Source organism: Mesorhizobium sp. IMUNJ 23232, assembly GCF_044326205.1.
Classification (GTDB): Bacteria; Pseudomonadota; Alphaproteobacteria; order Rhizobiales; family Rhizobiaceae; genus Kumtagia.
Genome location: NZ_JBIRCY010000008.1, coordinates 60,715 through 85,122 on the forward strand (window position 1 = coordinate 60,715; position 24,408 = coordinate 85,122).

The following is a 24,408-nucleotide window of genomic DNA, read 5'->3' on the forward strand; positions in this document are numbered from 1 at the left end:
CTGCGCTACCGCAACGCCACGATTGTTCACAAGCCTCGCCGCCTTAAGCTTGAACTCGCGCCTGATCTTTCGCATCCCCACTCTCCAGTTCTGTCAAACGCCTTATCTCGGTGTCCACGAGACCGGCAGCAGGCCAGAAGCCTGTCTGAGGCGGTCAATCGACATGAGCCGGGGCAGGGCGCTCGAGCGTGGGAACTCCGCACCGCCATAGATCGCGCCGCCTTTCTGGCTGATCGAGGCGAACCCAATAGGGCTAGACCTGATCTGAAGTCTGCTGAAGTCCTGCTTGCCACGCTCAGTTCGGATCAAAGCGGTGGAGCCGGGTAGCACCTCATCGGCTAGGTCAATTCTGAGGTGCTAGCGCCTCGGCAGATGAAGGTCGTGCATCGGCATCATGTTGTGGTTGAGATGCGTCATGATCCAGATCGAACCGAGCACCACCAGCACGACGATGAAGACGCCAAAGGCGAGCGCCAGCACGTTATTGGTGTTGTCTGGACCGGTGGTGAGGTGCAGGAAGAAGACGAGGTGCACGCCCATCTGCGCAATGGCCAGGACGACCAGCGCCGAGATGATCGCCGGTCCATAGATCAGGTCGCTTTGCGCGGCAGCGAATGACGCTGCGGTGAGCATGATCGCCAGCCCATAGCCGATCAAATAACCTTGCAGGCCGCCGGCCGGCTCTCTTTCATTGATACCTTCTTCGCCGGGCGCGGCATCGTCCAAATCGGATGTTATGTGGGGGCGGGCATCATGGTCTGTCATATGCTCGCTCCCAGCAGATAGACGAGGCTGAATATCGCGATCCACACAATGTCCAGCGCGTGCCAGAACAGGTTGAAGCAGTGCAGCCGCCGCAGGAGATCGGGCCTGAAGCCCTTGAACCACAACTGCGCCATCATCGTGCCAAGCCACAGCAGTCCAAGCGATACGTGCAGACCGTGGCAGCCAACCAGCGCAAAGAACGAGGAGAGGAAAGCGCTGCGCCCGGGTCCGGCGCCTTCTCCGATCATGGCGGTGAATTCCTGGATTTCGAGCACCAGGAAAGCCACGCCGAGCACACCGGTGACCAGCAGCCAGATCTGCGTCCAGACCACGTCGCGGCGGTGGCTGGCCAGGCTGCCGAGACCGCAAGTAAAACTGGAAGTGAGCAGCAGGGCAGTCTGGGTCGCGACCCGCTGAAGATCGAACAGTTCGCGTCCAGTGGGACCACCGTCCGCCGCGCCAGACAGCACGGCATAGGCCGCGAAGAAGGCCGAGAACATGATGATGTCGGACAGGAGGAAGATCCAGAATCCGTAGGCCGAGGTCACGAATCGCGACGCCGGGCCACCTCCGCCGTGGCCCGTGGCGTCATGTCCGTACGCGTGTCCGCCAGCATGTCCGCCGCTGGCTGCGGACCGCGGCAGGGTTCCAGCCACCGCGCTCATACGACCTGCTCCCGGCGTCCGAACCACGCCCTCCGGGCCTCCAGGCGGATTCTGTCCACCCGTTCCACCTCTTCCGCAGGGATCTCGTATTCGGCCTCGTCGCGCCAGGCAAAGACCACGAAGGTGGCATAAGCGCCGACGGCGCAGAGGATTGCCAGCCACCAGATATGCCAGATGAGCGCGAAGCCGATGAACGTGGCGAAGAAGGCAGTCACGAACCCGGTCGGGCTGTTCCTCGGCATCTCGATCGGTTCATAGGTGGACGGCTCGTCGAGCGACTGACCCTCGATCGCCCGCTGCTTGAGGCTCCAGTACGGCTCCTCATCTTCCACGTTCGGCAGATGCGGAAAATTGAAAGCCGGCGGCGGGGAGGGGGTCGACCATTCGAGCGATCGGCCGTCCCAGGGATCGCCTGTCACGTCGCGCAACTCGTCGCGGCGCCGGATCGATACGAAAAGCTGCATGACCTGGCACGCGGCGCCGATGATCATCACGCCGATGCCTGCGACCGCAACCATGAGCGAGGGCGCCCAGGCATCCACGGGGACATGCTGCAGACGGCGGGTCATGCCCTGGAGGCCAGCGATGTAAAGCGGCACGAAGACGAGTATGAAGCCGGCGAGCGTGAACCAGAACGCAGCCTTGCCCCAGCCTTCATGCAAGCGGAATCCGAATGCCTTGGGGAACCAGAAGGTCAGGCCCGCGAAAGCGCCGAAAACGACACCGCCGATGATGACGTTGTGGAAATGTGCCACCAGGAACATCGAGTTGTGCAGAACGAAGTCCGCCGCAGGGACAGCAAGCAGCACGCCGGTCATGCCGCCGACGGTGAACGTCGTTATGAAGCCCAGCGCCCACAGCATCGGCGTGTCGAAGCGGAGCCTGCCACCATACATGGTGAAGAGCCAGTTGTAGATCTTCACGCCGGTGCCGACCGCGATGACCGAGGTGGCGATGCCGAAGGCGGCATTGACGTCCGCGCCCGCGCCCATCGTGAAGAAGTGGTGGAGCCAGACCATGAAGGAAACCACGCAGATGAACAGCGTCGCCGCGACCATCGACCGGTAGCCGAATATCGGCTTGGACGAGAAGGTCGAGAATATCTCGGAGAATAGCCCGAAGGCAGGCAGCACGAGGATGTATACCTCGGGGTGGCCCCATGCCCAGATCAGGTTCACGAACATCATCGGATTGCCACCGGCTTCGTTCGTGAAGAAGTGGAAGCCGAGATAGCGATCGAGCGTGAGCATCGCCAGAGTCGCGGTCAGGATCGGGAAGGCGGCGACAATCAGCATGTTGGAAGCGAGCGCCGTCCAACAAAAGATCGGCATCCGCAGATAGCCCATCCCGGGCGCCCGCATCTTGAGGATGGTCGTTACGAGGTTGACCCCGGTCATCAGCGTACCGACCCCGGAAATCTGGATAGCCCAGAGATAGTAGTCTACGCCCACCCCGGGCGAGTATTCCGTTCCGGACAGGGGCGCATAGGGCAGCCACCCCGTTCGCGCGAACTCGCCGATCACGAGGGAGAGGTTCACCAGCAGCGCACCCGTGGCTGTCAGCCAGAAGCCGACGGAATTGAGCGTGGGGAAGGCCACGTCTCTTACGCCGAGTTGCAGCGGCACAACGAAGTTCATCAACCCGATCATGAACGGCATGGCCGCGAAGAAGATCATGATCGTGCCGTGCGCCGAGAATATCTGGTCATAATGATCCGGTGGCAGATACCCCGCTCCATAGATCGTGGCAGCCTGATGGGTGCGCATCATGATAGCGTCGATGAAACCGCGCAGCAGCATCAGCATGGCGAGCACGATGTACATGACGCCGATGCGCTTGTGGTCGACCGAGGTGATCCATTCGCGCCAGAGATAGGGCCACCACCCCTTCACGGTGATCCATGCGAGCACGCCCATGACAGCGAGGAAGACGATCAGCGCCGCGATGAGGGGGATCGGTTCGTCGAAAGGGATGGCGGACCAATCCAGCTTGCCCAGCATGGTTCAGCCTCCGCTGCTATTGTCTGCAATCGAGACCGGCGTGACGCACATGCTGGCGTCTATCGGTTCGGGATGGACTTCGGGCTTTCCGCCACGCCCACTGTCCGGCCCAGGTCCGGGCGGCAATTTTTGAGCCACCACGGCGTCGAACAAGCCGGGTTGGACATGCGCATAGGTGAATGGCGCGATGTCGTGGCTCTGCCGCGCAAGCTCGCGATAGGTCTCGGCATTAAGGACGCCGTTGCCGCCGCGCAGATGCGCCGCCCATTGTTCGAATTCTTCCGGGGTCAGAACGCGAACCCGGAAGTTCATGTCGGAAAAGCCATCGCCGCTGTAGTGCGCGGCCTGGCCGTAGAGATCGCCCGGATTGTCGGCCTGAAGGTTGAGTTCGCTCTCCATGCCATTCATGGCGTAGATCATCGTACCAAGCTGCGGAACGAAGAACACGTTCATCACGCTCGACGAGGTCAGGCGGAAGCGTACCGGCGTTCCCGCCGGCATGACGAGTTCGTTTACGCCGGCAACCTGCTGATCCGGATAGATGAACAGCCATTTCCAGTCGAGCGCGATGGCCTGGACCTCCAGCGTCTGCTCGGGCGGACCGAGCGGTTTGCGCGGGTCCAAATCATGCGAACCGTAATAGATAAGCCCGCCCAGGAAGAGGATCGTGAGTGTCGGGATGGCCCACACGATCAGCTCGATCCGTCCCGAATAGGTGAAGCCTGGATCATACCTGGCCTTGGGATTGGAGGCGCGGAACCACCAGGCGAAGCCCAGCGACGCGACGATCGTCGGCACAACGATCACCAGCATGACAGCCAGCGAATTGAGCAGAATCTGTCTGTTGCCGTCCCCGACCGGACCCTGCGGATCGAGAATGCCGCCCTCGCAGCCGCTTAGCATCGACGCGGTCAGTGCGATTGCGGCCAGTCGCGCCGATAACCCGGGTTTTATCGCCGATGCCTTGGCAATTTGCAGGCGATGACGCGGTCGCTGGATTTCATTCCAATGGTCGCGCGGGAGAAGGCTCGACATAAAGGCAAAGTAGGTCGGCATACAGAACATGATCTGCTGTTCCGGATCTGCGGGATACTACCCTGGTTGAAGACACCGAGATTGCCGGTATAGGCGGGCGTTTTTGCAAGGACGGTGGCGTTTGACGACCTTCGTAGCGATACTGATGGAACTGGATACAGCATGCAAGCTCATCGACAGTGCAGGGCCGCAAATCCTTTCCGACAGTGGTGGCTGCACGAAAGTCGGATCCCGTCCGCTGGCGCCGCGTTTCGTTCTCGGCACCCCGGCCGCCCAACGCATGCCCAAAATCGTTGCCGGGATGTTGCGCGAAAGATGTGGAGCGCATTTACTTAAGAGCCATGGTCCGTCGATTTTACAGTCTTCCCTCGCTTGTTGCGCTTGCCGCCTTCGAGGCCGCAGCACGGCATCTGAGCCTGACCAAGGCTGCCGAGGAGTTGAACGTCACGCCAGGCGCAATCTCCAAGCAGGTGCGGATATTGGAGGAGGAACTGGGGAGTCCGCTTTTCCTCCGCCGTCACCGCGCGCTTGAATTGACCCGTGCCGGCGAGACCATGGCAGCGGCGCTGCGCGAGGGGTTCGAGCGTATCGCATCGACGTTCCTGCAGATAAAATCGGCTGGCGGCCAGTCCAGCGTGACGATCGGATGCACGATGGCGATGGCGCACCTCTGGCTGATGCCTCGCATGAGCGCGTTCTGGAGCAGTCACCAGGACATTGTCGTCGACCATGTCATTTCCGATCAGCCGCGCGGTCTCGACCGCCCCGACATCGACCTGCGGCTGCGCTACGGCAATGGAGACTGGCCGGACGAGATGTCGGCGAAACTCTATGACGATCGTATTTTTCCAGTGGCCAGCCCTGATTTTGCGCGCGAGCATCCGGTCAAGACAATCGAAGACCTATCAAGGCTCCAGTTGCTGTCCGTTGAAGGAATAGACTGGGATTGGACGACGTGGGCCGATTTCATGCGCGAAGTCGGCGGTCCGGACCGGCGCCTCAATGTGCGGCGTTTCAACAGTCACGTGATTGCCTTGCAGGCTGCGCGCAGCGGCCATGGCGCGGTGCTGGGTTGGGCAAGCCTGGTCACGCCACTCATAGAGGCCGGCGACCTCGTGCAGCTTACCGATGCGGAAATCGCAGCGCCACATTCGTACTTCGTTACATGGAGCGCACGCCGGCCGTTGAGCACACCCGCCAGCATTCTCAGGAACTGGCTCCTGGCTCTTAACGATTGAGTTCAACTCAATCGAAGCCGGTTGCTTATTCGCTTGAAGAAACGCCCGCGAGGCGCTCTCCTTATCGGAAGGGAGTTTGCATCATGAGCGCTACGGAAACCATCCAGGCCGAACTGCCAGCAGCGCACCGCCGCGGTGGCGGACGTATCGGGCGCAAGGCGCTGCGCAGCGCGCCCGTCACCTCTTTTCCGACGCTGGTTCGCAATATCCCCGTCTATCAGATCGTTCCCGATGAGGCGATCGAACTGATCCACGAAGAGTCGCTCAAGATACTTGAGGAAATCGGCTGCGAGTTTCGCGACGACGAAGCGATCGCATTGTGGAAGGCCGCCGGCGCAGATGTCACCGGCACCCGCGTCCGCCTTGACCGTCACCTGCTTATGGACCTGGTTTCCAAGGTTCCCGCCGAGTTCACACTGAACGCACGCAACCCCGAGCGGTCGGTGCGGGTCGGAGGCAAGAACTCGATTTTTATCCCGATGTACGGCGCGCCCTACGTCCGCGACCTCGACAACAACCGCCGCTACGGCACGCTCGAGGATCTGAACAACTTTCACAAGCTCGCTTACATGGCACCCGCACTGCATTCCTCCAGTTCCATCATCTGCGAACCGATGGAGATCGCGGTTCCAAAGCGCCACCTGCACATCATCCATTCGGCGCTTAAACATTCCGACAAGCCCTTCATGGGCATCGTCACCTCCAAGGATCGGGCGGAAGACACGATGGCCATGGCCGGCATCGTCTTCGGCGACGATTATGTGAAGGACAATCCGGTTCTCGTCTCCATCACCAACTGCAACTCGCCGCTTGTGTGGGATGCGACCATGCTGGACGCGATGAAGGTCTATGCGCGCTACAATCAACCGCTGATCCTGGCGCCCTTCGCGCTTTGCGGCGCCTCGACGGCCGCCTCGGCGGTGGGGGCGGTGGCGCAGGTAAACGCCGAGGCCCTCGCCGGCGTCGCCTTCACCCAACTGCTGCGCCCGGGATCGCCGCAACTCTACGGACAGTTCATGGTCACGGTCGACATGAAAACCGGCGCTCCGATGGGCGGAACGCCCGAAGCGGCGCAGATGATGTATCTCATGGGCGCGCTCGCCCGGAAATACCGGCTGCCCTGGCGAACATCGGGTTTCCATGTCGGCTCGAAGCTGAACGATGCCCAGGCCGGCTATGAGTCGAATATGCTGATGCATGCCGCCATCCTCGCAGGGGCCAACTACATCTGGCACTCGGCCGGCTGGCTCGAGGCCGGGCTGACCTGCGGCTATTCCAAATTCGCGACCGATTGCGAGCAGCTTGTCGGCTGGTACAAATATGCTGGCGGCCTGTCGTTCGACGACTTCAAGGAAGCCATGGCGGCGATCCGCGAGGTCGGGCCACAGGGCCACTTCCTCGGCACCGAACACACACTCAAGCATTTCGAATCCGCATTTTTCATGCCCAGCCTGATGGATTTCAATTCCTTCGAGCAATGGAACGCGGAGGGCGCCAAGGATCACGACACACGCGGCCGCGACAAGGCGCGCAACATGCTGAAGGACTATGAGGAGCCCAGGCTCGACGAGGGCATCGCCGAGGGACTGCGCGATTTCATCGCGCAGCGGGAAGCAAACCTTTCCGACACGGTGAACTGAAAACGATTGACATGGTGACGACCGTACGCATGCCCCTCAAAAAGGCCCGAACCAGGCATCGACACGGCTTCGGCGGGACGGACGGATGAACGGGCCGCTTGCCAACGATCCGCTGCTGCGGCCGTACCAGTTGAAGCACCTGACTCTCAAGAACCGGGTCATGTCGACGAGCCATGAGCCGGCCTATTCGGAAGACGGCATGCCGAAGGCGCGATACCGGCTCTACCATGCCGAAAAAGCCAAGGGCGGTATGGCGCTTACCATGACCGCAGGCTCGGCGATCGTGTCGCGCGACAGTCCGGCCGCCTTTGGCAATCTGCATGTCTATCGCGACGAGATCGTGCCGTGGCTCAGCGAACTCGCGGATTCCTGCCACGAGCATGACTGCAAGGTGATGATCCAGATCACCCATCTTGGACGCCGAACGGGATGGAACAAGGCCGACTGGCTTCCGGTGCTGGCGCCTTCGCCGGTGCGCGAACCCGCGCATCGTGCTTTCCCCAAGACGATGGAAGACTGGGACATCGACCGCATCGTGGCCGACTACGCGTCGGCGGCGCAGCGCTGCCAGGCGGCGGGCCTCGATGGCATAGAATTCGAGTCCTACGGCCATCTGATGGACGGTTTCTGGTCTCCGTTGACAAATCGCCGCGATGATGAGTTCAACGGCTCGCTGGACAACCGGCTACGCTTCACTTTCCGCGTCATCGACGCCGTGCGTGCGGCGGTGGGGCCGGACTTCATCGTCGGCATCCGAATGGTCGCCGACGAAGATGTCGAGAAGGGTCTTTCGCGGGCGGAGGGGATCGAGATCGCGCGCAGACTTGCCTCGTCGGGCAAGTTCGACTTCCTCAACATCATCCGCGGCATGATTGATACGGATGCGGCGCTGACCGGCGTCATTCCGATCACGGGCATGCCTTCCGCACCGCATCTCGATTTTGCCGGCGAAATTCGGGAGGCTACGAAGTTCCCGGTTTTTCATGCGGCCCGGATCTCGGATGTTGCTACCGCGCGGCACGCGATCGCGAGCGGTAAGCTCGACATGGTCGGCATGACCCGCCCGCACATTGCAGATCCGCATATCGTCGCCAAGGTGATGCGCGGCGAAGAGCATCTTATCCGACCCTGCGTCGGCGCCACCTACTGCTTGGATCGCATCTATGAAGGCGGCGAGGCGCTCTGTATCCACAATGCGGCCACCGGTCGCGAAGATATGATGCCGCATGTCATTTCGCGGACGCATGGACCGGTGAAGAAGGTCGCCGTAATCGGAGCGGGGCCTGCGGGCCTGGAAGCTGCGCGCGTCGCTGCGGAGCGGGGCCATTCGGTCGTCGTGCTGGAGGCGACGGGCCAGGCCGGCGGGCAGGTGCAACTCGCCGTTCGCAATCCGCGTCGCAAGGAATTGATCGGCATCGTCGACTGGCGTGTGTCGGAACTCAAAAGGCTGGGTGTTGAAATCCGGTATGATGTTTGGGCAGAGCAAGATGATGTGACGGCCCTCGGTCCGGACGTCGTCATCATTGCCACCGGCGGAATGCCGCAGAACCCACCGCTCGATGCCGGCGACGAGCTGGTAACGTCAAGCTGGGATATCCTGTCCGGTGCTGTGAAGCCGGGCGAGCACGTGCTGTTCTACGACGACAATGGCGGGCACCAGGGCATGAGCGCCGCCGAGGTGATCGCAAGATCGGGTGCGGAACTGGAGCTCGTATCACCCGAACGCTTCTTCGCGCCCGAAATGGGTGGGATGAATCATGTTCCGTACATGAAGACATTCCATGAGAAAGGCACCCGGATCACGATCAACACGCGCGTCAAGTCTGTTCGTCGCGACGGCAACGAACTGGTCGCGACTTTGGGGTCTGATTTCGTCAAAGGCTGGCATGATGAGCGGCGTGTCGACCAGGTGGTCGTCGAACACGGTACCGTTCCTCTCGACGAGATTTATCATGCGCTGAAGCCGCTTTCCAGGAACCTGGGCGCGGTCGACTATGAGGCATTGGTTCACGGGGCAAATCCATTTCCCGAGCGGCAGCCCGGCGGAGCGTTCACCTTGTTCCGCATTGGCGATGCCGTGGCCGGACGCAACATCCACGCAGCCATCTATGACGGACTTCGCTTCACAATGAATCTTTAAACAACACAAGGGGAGACTCGCATGCGTTTTTTCAGAAGCAATGGCGACAGGGTACCGGCCGCGATCGAGAAGATGAGTGTGGAGGTTCGGCACGGGCGAATGGATCGCCGCGAATTTCTGGCGATGGCCAGCGCCTTCGGTGCATCCACGACGTTCGCCTACAGCATGATAGGTCTTGCCGCCCCCACACCCGCGGTTGCACAGGAAGGCACCAAGGGTGGCACGCTCCGGGTTGCGATGGCGGTGAAGGGTCAGAAGGACCCACGGACCTACGACTGGGTGGAATTGGGCAACATTGCGCGCACCTGGCTGGAACCGTTGGTCAGCTATACGCGTGAATTCACCTTTGAGCCCATCCTTCTCGAAAGCTGGGAAGTCAATGATGACGCCACCGAATACGTGCTGCATGTCCGCCAAGGTGTGAGCTGGAACAATGGCGACGCGTTCACGGCGGATGATGTGATCTTCAATTTGACCCGGTGGGCGGACAAAGGAGCCACCGGCAACTCAATGGCCGCGCGCGTTGGCGGATTGATCGACGAGGCAACCGGGAAGGCCAGGGAAGGCGCGATTACGAAGGTCGACGACCACACAGTGAAACTGGTGCTTGCCGCGCCGGACATTTCAATCATCCCGAACTTTACCGACTATCCAGCGCTTATCGTACATCGCAATTTTGATGCAGATGGCAGCGACCCGATCGCCAAGCCGATTGGGACAGGTGCCTTTGAGCTGGTTTCCTACGACGTCGGATCCAAGGCGGTTGTCAAGCGGCGCGAGAATGGCAAATGGTGGGGCGGCGAGGCGCTGCTCGATTCGGTCGAATTCATCGACTACGGGACTGACTTCTCCGCGACGGTCAATGCCTTCGAATCCGCGGAGATCGACGTCAACTTCGAGACGCCCGCAGATTTCATCGACATCCTGGATAAGCTGGATCTGGTCAAATCCGAGGTGGCGACCGCGACCACTCTGGTGGCGCGCACAAACGTGACGCATAAGCCGTACGACGATCAACGTGTGCGCAACGCACTCCAGATGGCGGTCGACAATGAAGTCGTCTTGCAGCTTGGCTACAGCGGCCGCGGCACGGTGGGGGAAAACCACCACGTCAGTCCCATCCACCCGGAGTATTTCCCGCTTCCCAAGAAGACGCGCGATGCCGCTGGCGCCAAAAAGCTCATGGAGGACGCCGGCCAGGCCGACTTCGAACACGAACTGATCACTGTCGAGGACGATTGGCAAAAGAACACCGGCGACGCGATCGCCGCACAGCTTCGTGACGCCGGTATCAAGGTGAAACGGACGGTGCTGCCCGGTTCGACGTTCTGGAACGACTGGACGAAATACCCGTACTCGATGACCATCTGGTATATGCGGCCGTTGGGCGTCCAGATCCTCGCACTTGGCTATCGCACGGGCGAAGCCTGGAACGAGACGGCTTACTCCAACCCGGAGTTCGACGCCAAACTGAAGGAAGCGCTCTCCATCAGCGCACCCGAAAAGCGCCGCGAAGTGATGAAGGACATTGAGACCATACTGCAGGATTCAGGCATCATCATCCAGCCGTTCTGGCAAAAGCTCTACAGCCATACGGCAACCAAGGTGAAGGGCTACGGCGTCCACCAGACGTTCCAGATGGACCTTCAGAAGGTATGGCTCGAGCAGTCCTAGGCGGCAGCCGCCGCCAAGTATTGATCCGGCACTTGCGTGAGCGGGTGCCGGCCTACTGAGTGACGTCAGGGAATACAAGCCCAAGGATTCTGCCAGATGTCCGACGACGAGATCATCCTGTCCGAGCTTTCCGACGACGAACTCGTTCAGCAGATGCATGACGATCTGTATGACGGGTTGAAGGAAGAGATCGAGGAAGGCACCAACATCCTGCTGGAGCGCGGATGGGCGCCCTACAAGGTGCTGACCGAGGCGCTGGTCGAGGGCATGCGCATCGTCGGCGAGGATTTTCGCGACGGCATCCTGTTCGTTCCCGAGGTGCTGTTGTCGGCCAATGCCATGAAGGCCGGCATGGCGATCCTACGCCCGCTGCTTGCCGCCACCGGCGCGCCCAAGCAGGGCAAGCTGGTCATCGGCACGGTCAAGGGCGACATCCACGACATCGGCAAGAACCTCGTCGGCATGATGATGGAAGGCGCCGGCTTCGACGTCATCGACCTCGGCATCAACAACGCTGTCGAGAAATATCTTGCTGCCATCGAGGAGCATCAGCCCGACATTCTGGGCATGTCCGCCCTGCTGACGACGACCATGCCCTATATGAAGGTCGTCATCGACACGCTGAAGGAAAAGGGCATCCGGGACGACTATGTCGTGCTGGTGGGCGGCGCGCCGCTCAACGAGGAATTCGGCAAGGCGGTCGGCGCCGACGCCTATTGCCGCGACGCCGCGGTCGCCGTCGAGACTGCCAAGGACTTCATGAAGCGCAAGCACAATATCCGGGCGTGAGCGCGGGTTGGGCATGCGCATCAAGGAGATACGAGTCTACAGCAAAATCCTGCCCGTCCGGGGTGGGGCCTATCGTATGGCAAGCGCGAGTGTCGAACATCTCGACTCGACGATCGTGGAGATCGACGCCGGCAACGGCCTATCTGGTTGGGGTGAAACCTGTCCGATCGGACCTGTCTACCAGCCTCACCACACTCTTGGCGCGAGAGCGGCCTTGCAGGAATTGGCGCCTGCTCTCATCGGCTCCGAGGTAGGATCGGTGCGGGAAATCTATCGGCGGATGGATGGAGCGCTGTCGGGCCATGGTTATGCGAAGGCGGCAATCGAAATCGCGGTCCATGATCTACTTGGCAAGGAACTCGGCGTGCCGGTGTCCACTCTCCTGGGCGGTGCGTTGACTGACAAGGTGCCCTCCTATTACTCGACCATCGTCGGCGAACCCGGAGAAACGGCCAGGATTGCCTTGGAAAAAGCTAGGGAAGGTTATCCTCGCCTGCAGATCAAGATCGGTGGACGATCCATTGAGCAGGACATCGAAACGATCCACAAGGTCTGGGAGGCCGTGGGTTTTTTGGCAAAGCTCGTCGTCGACGGAAATCGCGGACTGACGGTCGCCAACGCGATTACCGTGGACCGAATGTGCGCATCAATTCCATTCGTGTTCGAGCAGCCGTGCAACACGCTGGAGGAGATTGCTTCGCTCAAGGGCAGGATGACTCGTCCAGTCTATCTCGATGAGAACACAGAAGACCTGAACGCTGTATTGCGTGCGGTGTCATCGGGAATAGCCGATGGCTTTGGCTTCAAAGTCACGCGCCTGGGTGGGTTGAGCAAGATGATCACCGCTCGCGACATATGCACAATTCGCTCCCTCCCGCACAGTTGCGATGATGCATGGGGTGGCGACATCATTGCAGCCGCGTGTGTTCATCTCGCCTCGACGGTGGAGCCGCGTCGGTTTGAAGGCGCGTGGATCGCCCAGGAATATATTTCGGGAAATTTTGACAGCCAGAATCCGGTCGTGATCCGAGATGGGTTTATCTCCGTCCCGAACCGTCCCGGACTTGGTATCGTCCCCGACCGAGGTGTCTTCGGGGAACCGATCGCCATATTTGGCGGATGAAGAACCCTCGGTTTCGGATCGCCACGTTCGAGGTGAGCGATTTCGAGGATGGCTCCGCTGCGAGTACCAGAATGCGCCTGCCGCCGCTGTGATGGCTTCAGGGCGCCTTTAAGGGAGACGGCACGTGTCCGAACGGCATTTCAAGCGATTGTTCTCGCCGGTCGTATTGCGCGGAAAGACGCTTCGCAACCGTATCGTCTTCGGCGCGCATACGGCCAATATGGCGGTCGAGGGTGTCCCGACCGAGCGTCATGTGGCCTACTATGCGGAGCGCGCCATCGGTGGCGCAGGAATGGTGGTCGTCGAGCCGATGCCGGTCCATCAGGCCGCCGTTCTGACCCGGGGCAATTTCCGGCCGTCCGACGACAGCGTCGTCCCAAGTTTTCGCAAGGTAACCGAGGCGATCAAAAGCAACGGCGCGGTGGCCATCCAGCAGCTTTATCATGTCGGGCAGCATGCCAATGCGGACAACTCGTTTCATGCCGGCTGGTCGCCGTCGGGCCTGCCCAGCTACCACGATTCGGACGGCTCGCATCGGATGACGGAGGCCGACATCGAGGAGACCATTAACGGCTTCGTGCAGGCGGCGCGGCGGTGCCAGGAGGCCGGCTTCGACGGCGTCGAGGTCTGGGCCGCCTACCATTCCATGCTCGACCAGTTCTGGACGCCGTGGTCGAACCGGCGCGACGATCGCTGGGGCGGCAGCCTGGAGAACCGTACCCGGATGAGCCGTGAGGTTATGACCCGTATCCGGCGCGAATGCGGCGACGACTTTATCATCGGCCTTGCCATCAATGACGAGCCTGAGGTGAAAGTCGCGCTGCAACGCGAAGCACTGGCCGAGATCATCGACCTCCATGATCGCGACACGCTGATGGACTACGTCACCTGTGGTTCGGGTAGCTATTTTGACTTCTACAAGATCATGCCGACCTTTCTCTATCCCGAGAAGCTCGGCGCCGACCTCGCTTCGGTGATCAAGTCCACGGTCCGCCACGCGCTCGTCACCGCGGAAAGCCATATCCGGACGCCGGAAAACGCCGAGGGCGTTCTCAGTGAGGGCCGAAGTGACCTTGTTTCCATCGTGCGAGGTCAGATCGCCGACCCTCATCTGGCCAACAAGGCCGCAAAGGGAAGACCGGAAGACATAAGAGGTTGCCTGTCCTGCAACCAGATGTGCTGGGGACGGCGCTCGCGCGACTACTGGATTAGCTGCGTCATCAACCCGTCTGCCGGACGTGAATGGGAGTGGGGCGGCGACCGCTTCACGCCGGCCGAGCGGCCGAAGCGCGTATTCGTTGTTGGCGGAGGACCTGCCGGGCTGGAGGCGGCGCGGGTCGCGGCCGAGCGCGGCCATCGGGTCACGCTCGCCGAGGCCTCCGACCGTCTCGGCGGACAGTTTCGGCTGGCCGGCCTGCAGCCGCGCCGAGCCCAGATCCTCGACCTGATAGACTGGTATCAGCGTCAGCTAGCGCAGCTTCAGGTGGAGGTGCGCTACGGGCAATATGTGGAAGCCGACGACGTCGAACGCGAAGGTGCCGACCACGTCATCATCGCGACCGGCTCACTGCCTCCCGAAGGCGCATTCCAGCGAGCGCTGCCGCAACTGGACACCATTCCGGGCGGCGGGCCGGTGCTGTCGGCCGAGGCCGTGATGGCGCGGGAAGCGCGGCCGGGCAAGCGCATCATCCTGCTCGATGACGTCGGCAACTGGAAAGGCTGCGGCACTGCCTGGAGGCTGGCGGAGGATGGTCATGACGTGACGCTGGTCACTCCTGACGCACTGGTTGGCAAGGAGCTTCAGCGCATGGCCGTCGACGCGCCGCTACGGCGCGCGCTCGCCGGCCTCGGGGTCCGCTTCGTCACCGAGAGCGTCGTGGTGCATTGGGACGGAAACTCGGCAAAGATCACCTCGCTCCTCGACGGAACCGAGCAGGAGATCGTGGCTGATGCGCTGGTCTTTGCCAATACCAATCGGGCCGAGGACACGGTTTCGAGCGAACTCGGCCGGCGCGGCATCAGCCATACATCCATCGGCGACTGCACCGCATCGCGGCAGGCTGCATTCGCGATCCATGATGGGCGCAAGGTCGCGCTCGCGATATGACACTGCGAAACGGGTTGAGGTCATCATGCCTGAGGTCTTGAAGATCGGAGTCGTTGGCGGCGGCGGATGGCTGGGCGGGGCGATCGTGGATTCGATCCTGCGTGGCGGGCTGACCGCGCCCGAGAATATCTGCTTATCCTATCGCAGCCGGCGACCCGAGAGGTTCCCGGGCTCATTCTGGACGACCGACAGCCAACAACTCGCCGACCGGTCGGATGTCATCATTCTGTCCGTGCGGCCGGCAGACTGGCCGTTCATCACCATGAATGCCCGAGGCAAGTTGGTCATTTCGGTCATGGCGGGCATCCGCCTTGCATCCATCTGCGTTCGCCACGACACAAGGCGCGCCGTGCGCTCGCTTCCCAATGCAGCCGCAGAAGTCGGAAAATCCTATACGCCGTGGGTGGCGGCGGATGACGTCGGTAACGAGGATCGTACCACCGTCAGGGCGATCTTCGACGCCTGCGGTATTCAAGACGAAGTGCAAAGCGAGCGTGACATCGATTATCTGACCGGGCTGACCGGCTCCGGACCGGCATTTCCTGCATTGCTGGCCGCGGCAATGATGGAGCACGCGATCGGCTTTGGACTGTCGCCAGAGGTGGCCAATCGCGCAGTCAACACGCTGATCGTCGGTGCGGGTCGGTTGGTGGAGCATCGCCACGATCCACCAGACAGCGTCGTCGACACATTCCTTGATTATCGCGGCACGACCGCGGCAGCTATCAAAGCCATGCGAGCCGCGGGATTTGACCAGTCCGTTGCGCAAGGTCTCGCGGCGGCATTCGAGCAATCTCTGCGTATGGGGTTATCCTGACAGGTTTTGATTGTTACAAGATTTTCGTTCGAGTTTTTCGATTTTAATCGTAATGATTATGTCCTGATTTTTAAGAGAGAACCAAATTTCCAGGTGATGCTTCCAAAAGGCCCACCGGTTTCACAACAGAGCGATATTCCATTTGACGATGACAGCCGGAATTCTGTCGCGTCGCCAACGATGGCATAGCTGGACGGCCCAGCCAGGAAACCCGCGGCCGCCATCCGCGTTCCCATATCTCTGGGAATGGCTTGAACATTCGGCGTGGCTGTAGCAGCGTCGTGCGGATCGCCCTCCTTGGTTGAAAGCCCTCGATGTTCTCCAGCCGCGCCGACCAGGACGAAGACCGCCGTGCCGGCGCCGCAGGTAACGTCAAGGTGACGCGCGAGGATTGGCTGAACTTGGCCCTCGAAGCCATGGTGTCCGAAGGTGTGGAAGCGGTGCGCATTCTCTCGCTCGGACAGCGCCTTGGGGTCTCGCGGTCGAGCTTCTACTGGTATTTCAAGAGCCGGCAGGACCTGCTCGACCAGCTTCTGGACTATTGGCGCAACCGCAACACACGTGTCATCGTCGAACGCGCGTCGCGGCCGGCTGATACCATCGCTGAAGCCGTCCTCAACGTGTTCGAAAACTGGGTCGACGGTACGCTCTTCGATCCGCGGCTCGATTTCGCGATCCGAGCCTGGGCCAGGCAGTCGCCGGAGGTGCACAGGATTGTCGACGAGGCCGACGACAAGCGTGTAGACGCGATCCGCGAAATGTTCCTGCGGCATGGCTATGAGGAAACGGAAGCTTTCGTTAGGGCGCGCGTCCTCTACTTCGTGCAGATCGGGTACTACTCGCTGGAGATCGTCGAGCCCATGCGCAATCGTCTGTCTCTGGTGCCGGCCTACGTCAAGACACATACAGGGAAGGATCCGACCCAGCGCGAGTTTGACGCTTTCGTCGAGTTCACGCGACGTGTGACATCGCGCGAAAAAGAATAGCCGGGCCAGACATAACGACTCAGGACACCGGAGGGGCGCCGCCTTCCGCGGTGCGTCGAGCAATGAAAGTATCCAGCACTTCAGCCGCCGCATTGGCCGAGGTGGGTGGCGTAAATTCGGCGAGCCGCCTCTTCCAGATGTCGGTGGCGCGCTCGGTTGCCGTGCGCGAACCGGACTGCGTCCAGTTGCCGAAGTTCTGCCAGTCCGCCACCAGTGGTTCGTAGAACGCGTCGCGGTAGCGGCTCATCGTATGCGCGGCAGCGAAGAAATGGCCGCCCGGCTGGACCTCGGCGATGGCGTCGAAGCCTATGGCATTGTCGTCCCCCGGAGTCTCACGGCAGAGTTCAGCGATTGTCTGCAGTGCTTCCAGATCGGTCACGAGCTTCTCGAAGGAGACGCTGAGGCCGCCTTCCAGCCAGCCGGCGGCGTGAATGCAGACGGTGGCGCCGGCGAGCACCGAGCCCCACAGTGCGAACTGGCTTTCATGCGCGGCCTGTGCGTCCGAGACATTGGCTGCACTACCACCACCTGAGCGCCAAGGCAGGCCGAGGTGACGCGCGAGCTGGCCAGCGCCGAGAGTCGCCTTGACATGCTCTGGGGTGCCGAAAGCGGGCGCGCCGGATTTCATGTCGACGTTGGAGGAAAAACTTCCATAGACGACCGGCGCGCCTCGCCGGGCCAACTGAGCAAGGGTGATGCCGGCCAGGGCCTCCGCATGCTGAAGCGTCAATGCACCCGCGACCGTGATCGGCGCCATCGCGCCGGCAAGGCAGAAGGGCGTGATGATCGAGACCTGCCCAGCTCGGGCGAAGTCGATGATGCCTTGCGCCATCGGTATGTCGAGCTGCCGCGGCGAGTTGGTGTTGATGACGGTGTAACAGTGGACGCTGCTGCGGAAGGCGTCGCGCGAGCCGGATCATCTCGAAGACGTCTTCAACCTGTGGCGTGCCGCGCGCGTAGATGAAGGGCAGCTTGTCGGAGAGGGTGAGCTGCGCCCGGGTAACGGCGTAGTGCCGGAACCGTATGTCGACGTCCTGCGGCTCGACATAGGCGCCCTGGATCTGGAGCGCATCGAAGCCGTGGACCAGCCGCACGAAATCGGAGAAATCCTGAAGCGTGCCGGCTCGCCGGCCGCGTTCGCAGTCGGTCACATTCGGCGCGCCGCCACCGCCAACGAAGGTCATTACGCCAAGCTCGAGCGTCACGTCACGGTCGGGCACGCCGGCATGGCAGTGGATCGAACGCGGCGCGGCGGCCAGCGCGTCGGCCACCAGATCGCGGCCGATCCGCACCATCTGCGTCTCCTCGTCGATCAGCGCGCCGGCGGCAGCAAAGATCGCGCGGGCCTCCGGCAGGAGGATGCGCATGCCGAGGTCTTCAAGCACCCGGAGCGCGGTGTCGTGAATGGCGGTGACCCGGTCGTCGGAGAAGACACGTTGCGGTGTGAACGGATTACGCAAATTGTGATAGTCGACTTTGCGAATTGTCGCGGACGATGCCCCACTACGCCCGCGGCGCCCGCTGCGTTGCACCGCCGACGCTTCGTTCAAGCCTTCCTCCTCGCTGCGCCTCAGTTCAGATCGCGCGGAAACTCTTTCACCTCGTTGCGGTCGACCACGATGTCATCGCCGTCGTGGGCCACGATGTGCGTTTCCATCCGCCAGACATCCCGCAGCGCCCGCACGGTGGCGGACACGGATACCCGGGCCTTCCAGTCGCCGCGCGAATAGACTTTGTTCCAGGTGACGGTGCCACGCGCCGAATTCGGATCGTCGGGATGAACGGTGAAGACCTCTGTCTGCTTGGCGGAAAGAGTTATGCCCGTATGCGGATGCAGCACCTCGCCGGCGTCATTGACCAGGTTATAGGTTGTTTCGCCGTTGATCTGGTTCGTCGTCACCTCGCGACGGAACGGCTCGCCGGGCTTGATGACTTTCTGCTCTAGGGGCTTGGCGCTCTCGGGCCCTGTAAAGTCCGCCAGCGTGCCAACTACGGCCTGCGGCTTGCGAACCGGCAGGATCAGCCGGCTGCCGGCGCAATGAATCGACAGCGTCGCCTTCTCGGGGCTGGGGAAAACGATCGGCCAGTGTGCCGTCGCAACAGCGAGCCGGATGCGCTGACCTTTCTCGAAACGCTGGCCACAGCAGCGTAGCTTCATCCTGATGGTTTCCGTCTTGCCCGGCGTCATCGGCTCGAGGTCGAGATCCCCGTACCGGTGCGTGAGGTTGAGGATGCCATAGCTTACGCGCGCGGCAGCGCCGTCCTCCAACACCAGCGACATCGTTGCCGAAATCAGCGCCACCGGCTTGTCCGATGCCAGCGTCACCTCGAATTCGGGAAAGCCGAGGATCTCGACGGCTTCCGTCAACGGCTCGGTCTCGAAGACGAGCGCGTTCCCCGCTTCCATACGCTGGTCTACCGGCAGGGTCGGCAGCACGCCGTAGCCGCACCACGCGCCGGACGACAGGCCTGTCGTCTCTGGCGAGGAGAACGGCAGGACGTCATCGCTATGGGCATCGGCCGCCAGGCGGCCGGGCGCGAGGCCGAGCGACAATTCGCCGACGCCGGGGCCGGGCCAGGAAGGTTCGGCGACCCAGCGGCCCGGCCGCTGACCGTAGATCGCTGCCGGCGGCATGGGTTCCTGCATCCAGGCGCGCAGCATCGGCTCGTCGGAAATGCCGGTGTCGATGCCCTTCAGATACTGGTCCCACCAGCGCAGGCATTCCTTGAGGAACCCCATGCGCGGTCCGGGCATGGCGAAGTGCGGGTATTTGTGGCCCCATGGGCCGATCAGGCCCTTGCGGATGCCGGGCAGCTTCTCGAGCAGGCGGAAGATCGGATTGGGGTAGCCGTCGGCCCAGCCGCCCACCGCGTAGACTGGTATCTCCACGTCGGCGTAGTTCTCGCAGATCGAGCCGTGTTTATAGAAATCGTCGCGGCGCTGGTGTTCGAACCAGTCCTGCATCCAGATGCCGTTGCCGTTCAGCCGGCTTTCCCACATTTCGCGCCAGCGGTCGCCAACGATCAGCGGATCGGGAGGTGTCATGGCGATTGCCCAGGCAGTCGTGCCCCAGATCAGATTGTCGCACATCTGCGCGCCGCCGAGATAATGCACGTCGTCTTTGTAGCGGTCGTCGGTGGAGCAGAGCGAGATCACCGCCTTCAGGGCAGGCGGACGGCGGGCCGCGACCTGCAGCCCGTTGAAGCCGCCCCAACTGATGCCGATCATGCCGACCGTGCCGGAACACCAACTCTGTTCCGCCAGCCATTCGATGACGGCGAGGCAGTCGTCCTGCTCCTGCTTCAGATATTCGCCTTTGCACAGGCCCTCGCTGTCGCCGGTACCGCGCATGTCGACGCGCACGCCGGCGTAGCCGTGGCCGGCGAAGTAGGGATGCGTGAGCGCATCGCGCTCGACGGTTCCGTCGCGCTTGCGATAGGGGAGGTATTCCAGGATGGCGGGGACAGGATCGGCCTCCGCATCTTCCGGCAGCCAGATGCGCGCGGCGAGTTTTACGCCGTCCGGCATGGGAATCCACGTGTTCTCGATCTCGCGCACCTTCCGGGGGAACGCGGTGACCACGCGAATATCGTCCATCGTATGCTCCTAACCGGCGCCGGCGAGTGCAGCCCCGGTCTCTGGGTTTAGTGGAAAATGGCAGGTGAACAGGCTGGCGCCCATTCGCACCGAGGGAGGGGCATTCGTCGTGCACTTGTCTCGGGCAAGGGGGCATCGCGTGTGAAACTCGCAGCCCGATGGCCGGGCAAGCAAGGACGGAACTTCGGCTGGCAGCGCGATGCGGTTGTGCACCTTGTCCGGATCCGGCTCGGGATTGGCCGACAGCAGGGCCGCCGTGTAGGGATGGCGCGGCGCGGCAAAGATCGCCTCGGTCTCACCCTCCTCGACGAAGCGGCCCAGATACATCACCGCCATATGATCGGCGATCTGGCGCACGACATGCAGGTTGTGCGTGATGATGAGCAGCGACAGGCCCATGCGGTCGCGCAGGTCGTTGAGCAGGTTCAGCACCTCGCCCTGCACCGACACATCGAGGCCGGCGGTCGGTTCGTCGGCGATGATCAGCACTGGATCCAGCGCCACGGCGCGCGCCACGCCGACACGTCGGGCCTGGCCGCCTGAAAGCTGGTGCGGGTAGCGATCGGCGAAGTCGCGCGGCAGGCCGACCAGCGCGAGCAGCCGCAGCACCTCGGCATTCTCATCCTTGCCCGACAGACCGTGGATGGCGAAGGGTTCGGCCAGGATAGAGCGAACGCTGAGACGAGGCGACAGCGAGCCGACCGGGTCCTGGAACATCATCGACATGCGGCGGCGAAGCGGCCTCCAGCCGGCTTTCGAAAGATTCCGCAATTCACGGCCTTCGAAGCGGATCGAGCCACCGGCGGCGACTTGGAGCCCGTTCACGGCGCGCGCCAGTGTCGTCTTGCCGGAACCTGACTCACCGACCAGTGCAAAGGTGCGGCCGCGCTCCAGCGAGAAACTGACGCCGGCGACCGCGTCGATACTGGTTGGCTGGCGGGAAAGACCTGCCATGATCCCACCCATGCGGAATCGCACGCGCAGGTCGGACACGGTCAGCAGCGGTTCCGACGTCATGCCGTGGCTTCCACCGTCAGCGCCTGGCTCGTGTGCCAGCACCGCGCAACATGGCCTTCGGTAATGACCGTATCCGGCGGCATGGTGGAGCAGACGCCGTCGGCGATCTCGCAACGCGCCTGGAACACGCAGCCTGTCGGCCGGCGACGCAGGTCGGGCAGCGTGCCGGGGATGGTCGGCAGGCGTGCCGCGCGATGCGACAGGCGGGCGGGATCGCAGGCGAGAAGTTTTCTCGTGTAAGGATGGCGCGCATTGTGAAAAATGTCGCGGGTCGTGCCGCGCTCCACCACCTCGCCGGCGTACATGACGATCATCTCGTCGCAGAGTTCGGCGATTACGCCGAGATGGTGCGAGATGAACAGCACCGAGCAGCCGATCTGCTGCTGCAATTCCTTCAGAAGCTCGATGATGGTGACCTCCAGCGTCGCGTCGAGCGCCGTGGTCGGCTCGTCGGCGATCAGCAGTGACGGCTCCATCATCAGCGCCATGGCGATGGCGATGCGCTGCTTCATGCCGCCGGAGAATTCATGCGGGAACTGGGCCAGGCGCTTTTCCGGATCGGGTATGCGCACCTTGCGCAACATGGCGACGGAACGCGCATCCTTTTCCCTGCGCGAGAGGCTGGACCGGTACTGGATATCGCGCATCTGCCGGCCTACCGACAGGACCGGATTGAGCGCGCCCATCGGATCCTGGAACACGGTTGCGATCTTGCGCCCGCGCAGGGCGCGCATCGTCGCCCGGTCGAGATTCGCAAGGTCCTGGCCTTCCTCGAACAGTATCCGGCCGGACGTAACGCTGCCATTGTCGGCGAGCAGGCCGAGGATGGCGTTGATCAGCGTGGATTTGCCGCAGCCGGATTCGCCGACGACGCCGACGATGCGGTTCCTTGGTACTGTCAGTTCGACCTTCTTCAAGGCCTGGAGGGCGCCGCCCTCGGTGGCGAAGTCGACGCTGAGGTCGCGGACGTGGAGAACCGTCATCCGCGCCCCCTCAGCCGCGGGTCGAAGACGTCCCGCAACGTCTCGCCGAGGAAGGTGAAGCCGAGCGTCGTCAGCACGATCGGCAGGCCGCCCGCGACGACGATCCAGTAGGAGTCGCGGATGTTGGCGAAGCCGTCGTTCAGGATCGAGCCCCAACTCGGCATGGGCGGCCGCACGCCAAGTCCGAGGAAACTCAGACCCGCTTCGATTGCCACCACGACGGGGATGTCCATGGAGGCGAGGATGAGGATGGGACCTATCACGTTGGGCATGATGTGGACGGCAAGGATGCGGGCCGTGCTCGCTCCCATCGAACGTGCGGCCATGACATGCTCGGCCGATTTCAGGACTAGTGTCTGGGTGCGGATGATGCGCGCATAGCCTGGCACGCTCACGAGAACAACCACGACGACGACAGCCGTGAGCGACGGGCCGGTGATAGTCACCAGCGTCAGGGCCAGCATGACGGTCGGAAAACTCTTCAACGCATCGAACACAAGAAGCATCAGATTGTCGAGCCAGCGCGGTCCGTAGCCGGCGATCAGGCCGAGCACGATGCCGATGACGAGCGATGCTCCCGTTGCGCCGAGGGCGATGGCAAGCGCGATACGGCCGCCATGCAATACGCGCGAGAACAGATCGCGGCCGAGATGGTCGGTGCCGAGAAGATGCTGCCAGCTTGCCGGCTGGAAGCGATCGGCGGGCGAAAGCTTGGTGGGCGGATAGGAGGAGAGCACGTCGGCGCACAGCGCCATGAGGACGACAAACACGACGAGAGACAGACCCAGCGCGCCAAGCGGCTCGCGCATGATGCGCCGCAGGACCCGTGCGAGCCCGGCGAACCGCGTCAGCGGGCGCGGCTCAATCAAAACTTGCTCTGACACGGGGATCCAATGCGCCGATGACGATGTCGGCAAGCACGTTGACGACGACGAAGAAGACGGTCGTCACCAGCACCGCGCCGGTGACGATCGGGTAGTTGCGGACGGAGATAGCTTCGTAGACGAGCTTGCCGATGCCGGGCCGGGCGAAGACGATTTCGGCGAAGACCGAGGACGATAGCATGTGGCCGATGCCGACGCCGAGCAGCGTTATCGTCGGCAGGATCGCGATCCGCAAGGCGTAGGAATAGGTGATGCGCCGGTCGGTCAGGCCAAAGGCACGGGCGGTGCGGATATGGCTCGCCTCGAGCGTCTCCAGCATCGAGGCGCGCACCATGCGCGCGATATAGCCGACCCAGCCCAGGCCGACGGCGAGCGAAGGCAGGATCAGCGCCATGAGCTGGCTCTTCGGATTGCCCGGTTCGCCGGCGCCGATGGCCGGCAACCACCGCAGCGCCACCGCGAAGATCAGCAGCGAATAGATGGCGATAACGAAGGAGGGCAAGGCTATCACCGCGACCGACAAGATGCCGACGACGCGGTCGACGAAACCGCCGCGCCGGACGGCGGCGATGCAGCCGAGCGGAATGCCGAGCAGCACTGACCAGGAGATAGCCCCGGCGATCAATGCGAGCGTGAAGGGGACCTGTTCGAACACGACATCGAGCACCTGGCGGCCGGACAGGACCTCGGTGCCGAGATCGCCGCGAATGGCAGAGGTGTAGAATTTCAGGAATTGCATCCAGATCGGCTGGTCGAGGCCCATGCGCGCACGCAACGCCTCGATCATCTGCGGCGTAGCGCGGGGCCCTAGCGCCACCGACGCCGGGTCCCCGGGGATGACGTAGACCATGGCGAACAGCATCATCATCGCGACACTCACGATGACGATGCCGAGCCCCAGTCGTTTCAGTGCGTAGCGGAGCATCTCAGGACAAACCCGAACGGCC

18 protein-coding genes and 1 pseudogene are annotated in these 24,408 nt (G+C 62.3%); 9 read left to right on the forward strand and 10 right to left on the reverse strand.

Annotation, left to right across the window (positions count from 1 at the left end; genetic code table 11):
• Positions 1 to 357 precede the first annotated feature (357 nt).
• Genes cyoD through cyoA form a run of 4 tightly spaced genes read right to left on the reverse strand, consistent with a single transcriptional unit; the run spans position 358 to position 4,495 of the window.
• Positions 358 to 765 carry a cytochrome o ubiquinol oxidase subunit IV gene (gene cyoD, locus ACH196_RS07950; protein WP_396646344.1) on the reverse strand — a complete coding sequence of 136 codons (408 nt, stop codon included), beginning with the start codon at positions 763 to 765 and terminating at the stop codon, positions 358 to 360.
• Complete coding sequence (gene cyoC, locus ACH196_RS07955) at positions 762 to 1,430, reverse strand: cytochrome o ubiquinol oxidase subunit III (protein WP_396646345.1); 669 nt, start codon at positions 1,428 to 1,430, stop codon at positions 762 to 764. The genes cyoD and cyoC overlap by 4 nt, the downstream gene beginning before the upstream one ends.
• Positions 1,427 to 3,430 carry a cytochrome o ubiquinol oxidase subunit I gene (gene cyoB, locus ACH196_RS07960; RefSeq protein WP_396646346.1) on the reverse strand — a complete coding sequence of 668 codons (2,004 nt, stop codon included), beginning with the start codon at positions 3,428 to 3,430 and terminating at the stop codon, positions 1,427 to 1,429. The genes cyoC and cyoB overlap by 4 nt, the downstream gene beginning before the upstream one ends.
• 3 nt (positions 3,431 to 3,433) lie before the next feature.
• Positions 3,434 to 4,495: a ubiquinol oxidase subunit II gene (gene cyoA, locus ACH196_RS07965; RefSeq protein ID WP_396646347.1), complete on the reverse strand. Its 1,062-nt coding sequence runs from the start codon at positions 4,493 to 4,495 to the stop codon at positions 3,434 to 3,436.
• 149 nt (positions 4,496 to 4,644) lie between these two features.
• Between cyoA and ACH196_RS07970 the strand changes: the two genes are divergently transcribed.
• From ACH196_RS07970 to ACH196_RS08010, 9 genes are all read left to right on the forward strand, one after another.
• On the forward strand, positions 4,645 to 5,703 hold the full coding sequence (locus tag ACH196_RS07970; protein ID WP_396646348.1) for a LysR substrate-binding domain-containing protein: 1,059 nt from the start codon (positions 4,645 to 4,647) through the stop codon (positions 5,701 to 5,703).
• An 83-nt stretch (positions 5,704 to 5,786) separates the two neighbouring features.
• Positions 5,787 to 7,343 (forward strand): trimethylamine methyltransferase family protein, encoded by a 1,557-nt coding sequence (locus ACH196_RS07975; RefSeq protein ID WP_396646349.1) that lies wholly within the window; start codon positions 5,787 to 5,789, stop codon positions 7,341 to 7,343.
• A gap of 85 nt (positions 7,344 to 7,428) precedes the next feature.
• Positions 7,429 to 9,483: an FAD-dependent oxidoreductase gene (locus ACH196_RS07980; RefSeq protein ID WP_396646350.1), complete on the forward strand. Its 2,055-nt coding sequence runs from the start codon at positions 7,429 to 7,431 to the stop codon at positions 9,481 to 9,483.
• A 21-nt stretch (positions 9,484 to 9,504) separates the two neighbouring features.
• Positions 9,505 to 11,157: an ABC transporter substrate-binding protein gene (locus tag ACH196_RS07985; protein ID WP_396646351.1), complete on the forward strand. Its 1,653-nt coding sequence runs from the start codon at positions 9,505 to 9,507 to the stop codon at positions 11,155 to 11,157.
• Positions 11,158 to 11,253: 96 nt separating this feature from the next.
• Entirely contained in the window at positions 11,254 to 11,946 is a 693-nt protein-coding gene (locus ACH196_RS07990; RefSeq protein ID WP_396646352.1) for a corrinoid protein, read from the forward strand.
• A gap of 13 nt (positions 11,947 to 11,959) precedes the next feature.
• Positions 11,960 to 13,069: a mandelate racemase/muconate lactonizing enzyme family protein gene (locus ACH196_RS07995; RefSeq protein WP_396646353.1), complete on the forward strand. Its 1,110-nt coding sequence runs from the start codon at positions 11,960 to 11,962 to the stop codon at positions 13,067 to 13,069.
• Between the two features lie 124 nt (positions 13,070 to 13,193).
• Complete coding sequence (locus ACH196_RS08000; protein WP_396646354.1) at positions 13,194 to 15,176, forward strand: FAD-dependent oxidoreductase; 1,983 nt, start codon at positions 13,194 to 13,196, stop codon at positions 15,174 to 15,176.
• Between the two features lie 25 nt (positions 15,177 to 15,201).
• Positions 15,202 to 15,993, forward strand: a complete 792-nt coding sequence (locus ACH196_RS08005; protein ID WP_396646355.1) for a pyrroline-5-carboxylate reductase family protein — start codon at positions 15,202 to 15,204, stop codon at positions 15,991 to 15,993.
• A 314-nt stretch (positions 15,994 to 16,307) separates the two neighbouring features.
• Positions 16,308 to 16,979 carry a TetR/AcrR family transcriptional regulator gene (locus ACH196_RS08010; RefSeq protein WP_396646356.1) on the forward strand — a complete coding sequence of 224 codons (672 nt, stop codon included), beginning with the start codon at positions 16,308 to 16,310 and terminating at the stop codon, positions 16,977 to 16,979.
• A gap of 19 nt (positions 16,980 to 16,998) precedes the next feature.
• Here the strand turns inward: ACH196_RS08010 and ACH196_RS08015 are convergent.
• From ACH196_RS08015 to ACH196_RS08040, 6 genes and pseudogenes are all read right to left on the reverse strand, one after another.
• A pseudogene (locus tag ACH196_RS08015) lies at positions 16,999 to 18,529 on the reverse strand (trimethylamine methyltransferase family protein).
• A 20-nt stretch (positions 18,530 to 18,549) separates the two neighbouring features.
• Complete coding sequence (locus ACH196_RS08020; RefSeq protein ID WP_396646357.1) at positions 18,550 to 20,577, reverse strand: CocE/NonD family hydrolase; 2,028 nt, start codon at positions 20,575 to 20,577, stop codon at positions 18,550 to 18,552.
• A gap of 9 nt (positions 20,578 to 20,586) precedes the next feature.
• Complete coding sequence (locus ACH196_RS08025) at positions 20,587 to 21,594, reverse strand: ABC transporter ATP-binding protein (protein ID WP_396646358.1); 1,008 nt, start codon at positions 21,592 to 21,594, stop codon at positions 20,587 to 20,589.
• Positions 21,591 to 22,577, reverse strand: a complete 987-nt coding sequence (locus tag ACH196_RS08030; protein WP_396646359.1) for an ABC transporter ATP-binding protein — start codon at positions 22,575 to 22,577, stop codon at positions 21,591 to 21,593. Before ACH196_RS08030 ends, ACH196_RS08025 begins: the two co-directional genes overlap by 4 nt.
• Positions 22,574 to 23,446 (reverse strand): ABC transporter permease, encoded by an 873-nt coding sequence (locus tag ACH196_RS08035; protein ID WP_396646360.1) that lies wholly within the window; start codon positions 23,444 to 23,446, stop codon positions 22,574 to 22,576. The genes ACH196_RS08030 and ACH196_RS08035 overlap by 4 nt, the downstream gene beginning before the upstream one ends.
• On the reverse strand, positions 23,439 to 24,386 hold the full coding sequence (locus ACH196_RS08040; protein ID WP_396646361.1) for an ABC transporter permease: 948 nt from the start codon (positions 24,384 to 24,386) through the stop codon (positions 23,439 to 23,441). The genes ACH196_RS08035 and ACH196_RS08040 overlap by 8 nt, the downstream gene beginning before the upstream one ends.
• Between the last annotated feature and the right edge of the window lie 22 nt (positions 24,387 to 24,408).

What these genes read in the sequence shown, in the direction of transcription:
- cyoD (WP_396646344.1), bottom strand. Translation starts at nt 765, where the DNA reads ATGACAGACCATGATGCCCGCCCCCACATAACATCCGATTTGGACGAT.
- cyoC (WP_396646345.1), bottom strand. Translation starts at nt 1,430, where the DNA reads ATGAGCGCGGTGGCTGGAACCCTGCCGCGGTCCGCAGCCAGCGGCGGA.
- cyoB (WP_396646346.1), bottom strand. Translation starts at nt 3,430, where the DNA reads ATGCTGGGCAAGCTGGATTGGTCCGCCATCCCTTTCGACGAACCGATC.
- cyoA (WP_396646347.1), bottom strand. Translation starts at nt 4,495, where the DNA reads ATGTTCTGTATGCCGACCTACTTTGCCTTTATGTCGAGCCTTCTCCCG.
- ACH196_RS07975 (WP_396646349.1), top strand. Translation starts at nt 5,787, where the DNA reads ATGAGCGCTACGGAAACCATCCAGGCCGAACTGCCAGCAGCGCACCGC.
- ACH196_RS07980 (WP_396646350.1), top strand. Translation starts at nt 7,429, where the DNA reads ATGAACGGGCCGCTTGCCAACGATCCGCTGCTGCGGCCGTACCAGTTG.
- ACH196_RS07985 (WP_396646351.1), top strand. Translation starts at nt 9,505, where the DNA reads ATGCGTTTTTTCAGAAGCAATGGCGACAGGGTACCGGCCGCGATCGAG.
- ACH196_RS07990 (WP_396646352.1), top strand. Translation starts at nt 11,254, where the DNA reads ATGTCCGACGACGAGATCATCCTGTCCGAGCTTTCCGACGACGAACTC.
- ACH196_RS07995 (WP_396646353.1), top strand. Translation starts at nt 11,960, where the DNA reads ATGCGCATCAAGGAGATACGAGTCTACAGCAAAATCCTGCCCGTCCGG.
- ACH196_RS08005 (WP_396646355.1), top strand. Translation starts at nt 15,202, where the DNA reads ATGCCTGAGGTCTTGAAGATCGGAGTCGTTGGCGGCGGCGGATGGCTG.
- ACH196_RS08010 (WP_396646356.1), top strand. Translation starts at nt 16,308, where the DNA reads ATGTTCTCCAGCCGCGCCGACCAGGACGAAGACCGCCGTGCCGGCGCC.
- ACH196_RS08020 (WP_396646357.1), bottom strand. Translation starts at nt 20,577, where the DNA reads ATGGACGATATTCGCGTGGTCACCGCGTTCCCCCGGAAGGTGCGCGAG.
- ACH196_RS08025 (WP_396646358.1), bottom strand. Translation starts at nt 21,594, where the DNA reads ATGACGTCGGAACCGCTGCTGACCGTGTCCGACCTGCGCGTGCGATTC.
- ACH196_RS08030 (WP_396646359.1), bottom strand. Translation starts at nt 22,577, where the DNA reads ATGACGGTTCTCCACGTCCGCGACCTCAGCGTCGACTTCGCCACCGAG.
- ACH196_RS08040 (WP_396646361.1), bottom strand. Translation starts at nt 24,386, where the DNA reads ATGCTCCGCTACGCACTGAAACGACTGGGGCTCGGCATCGTCATCGTG.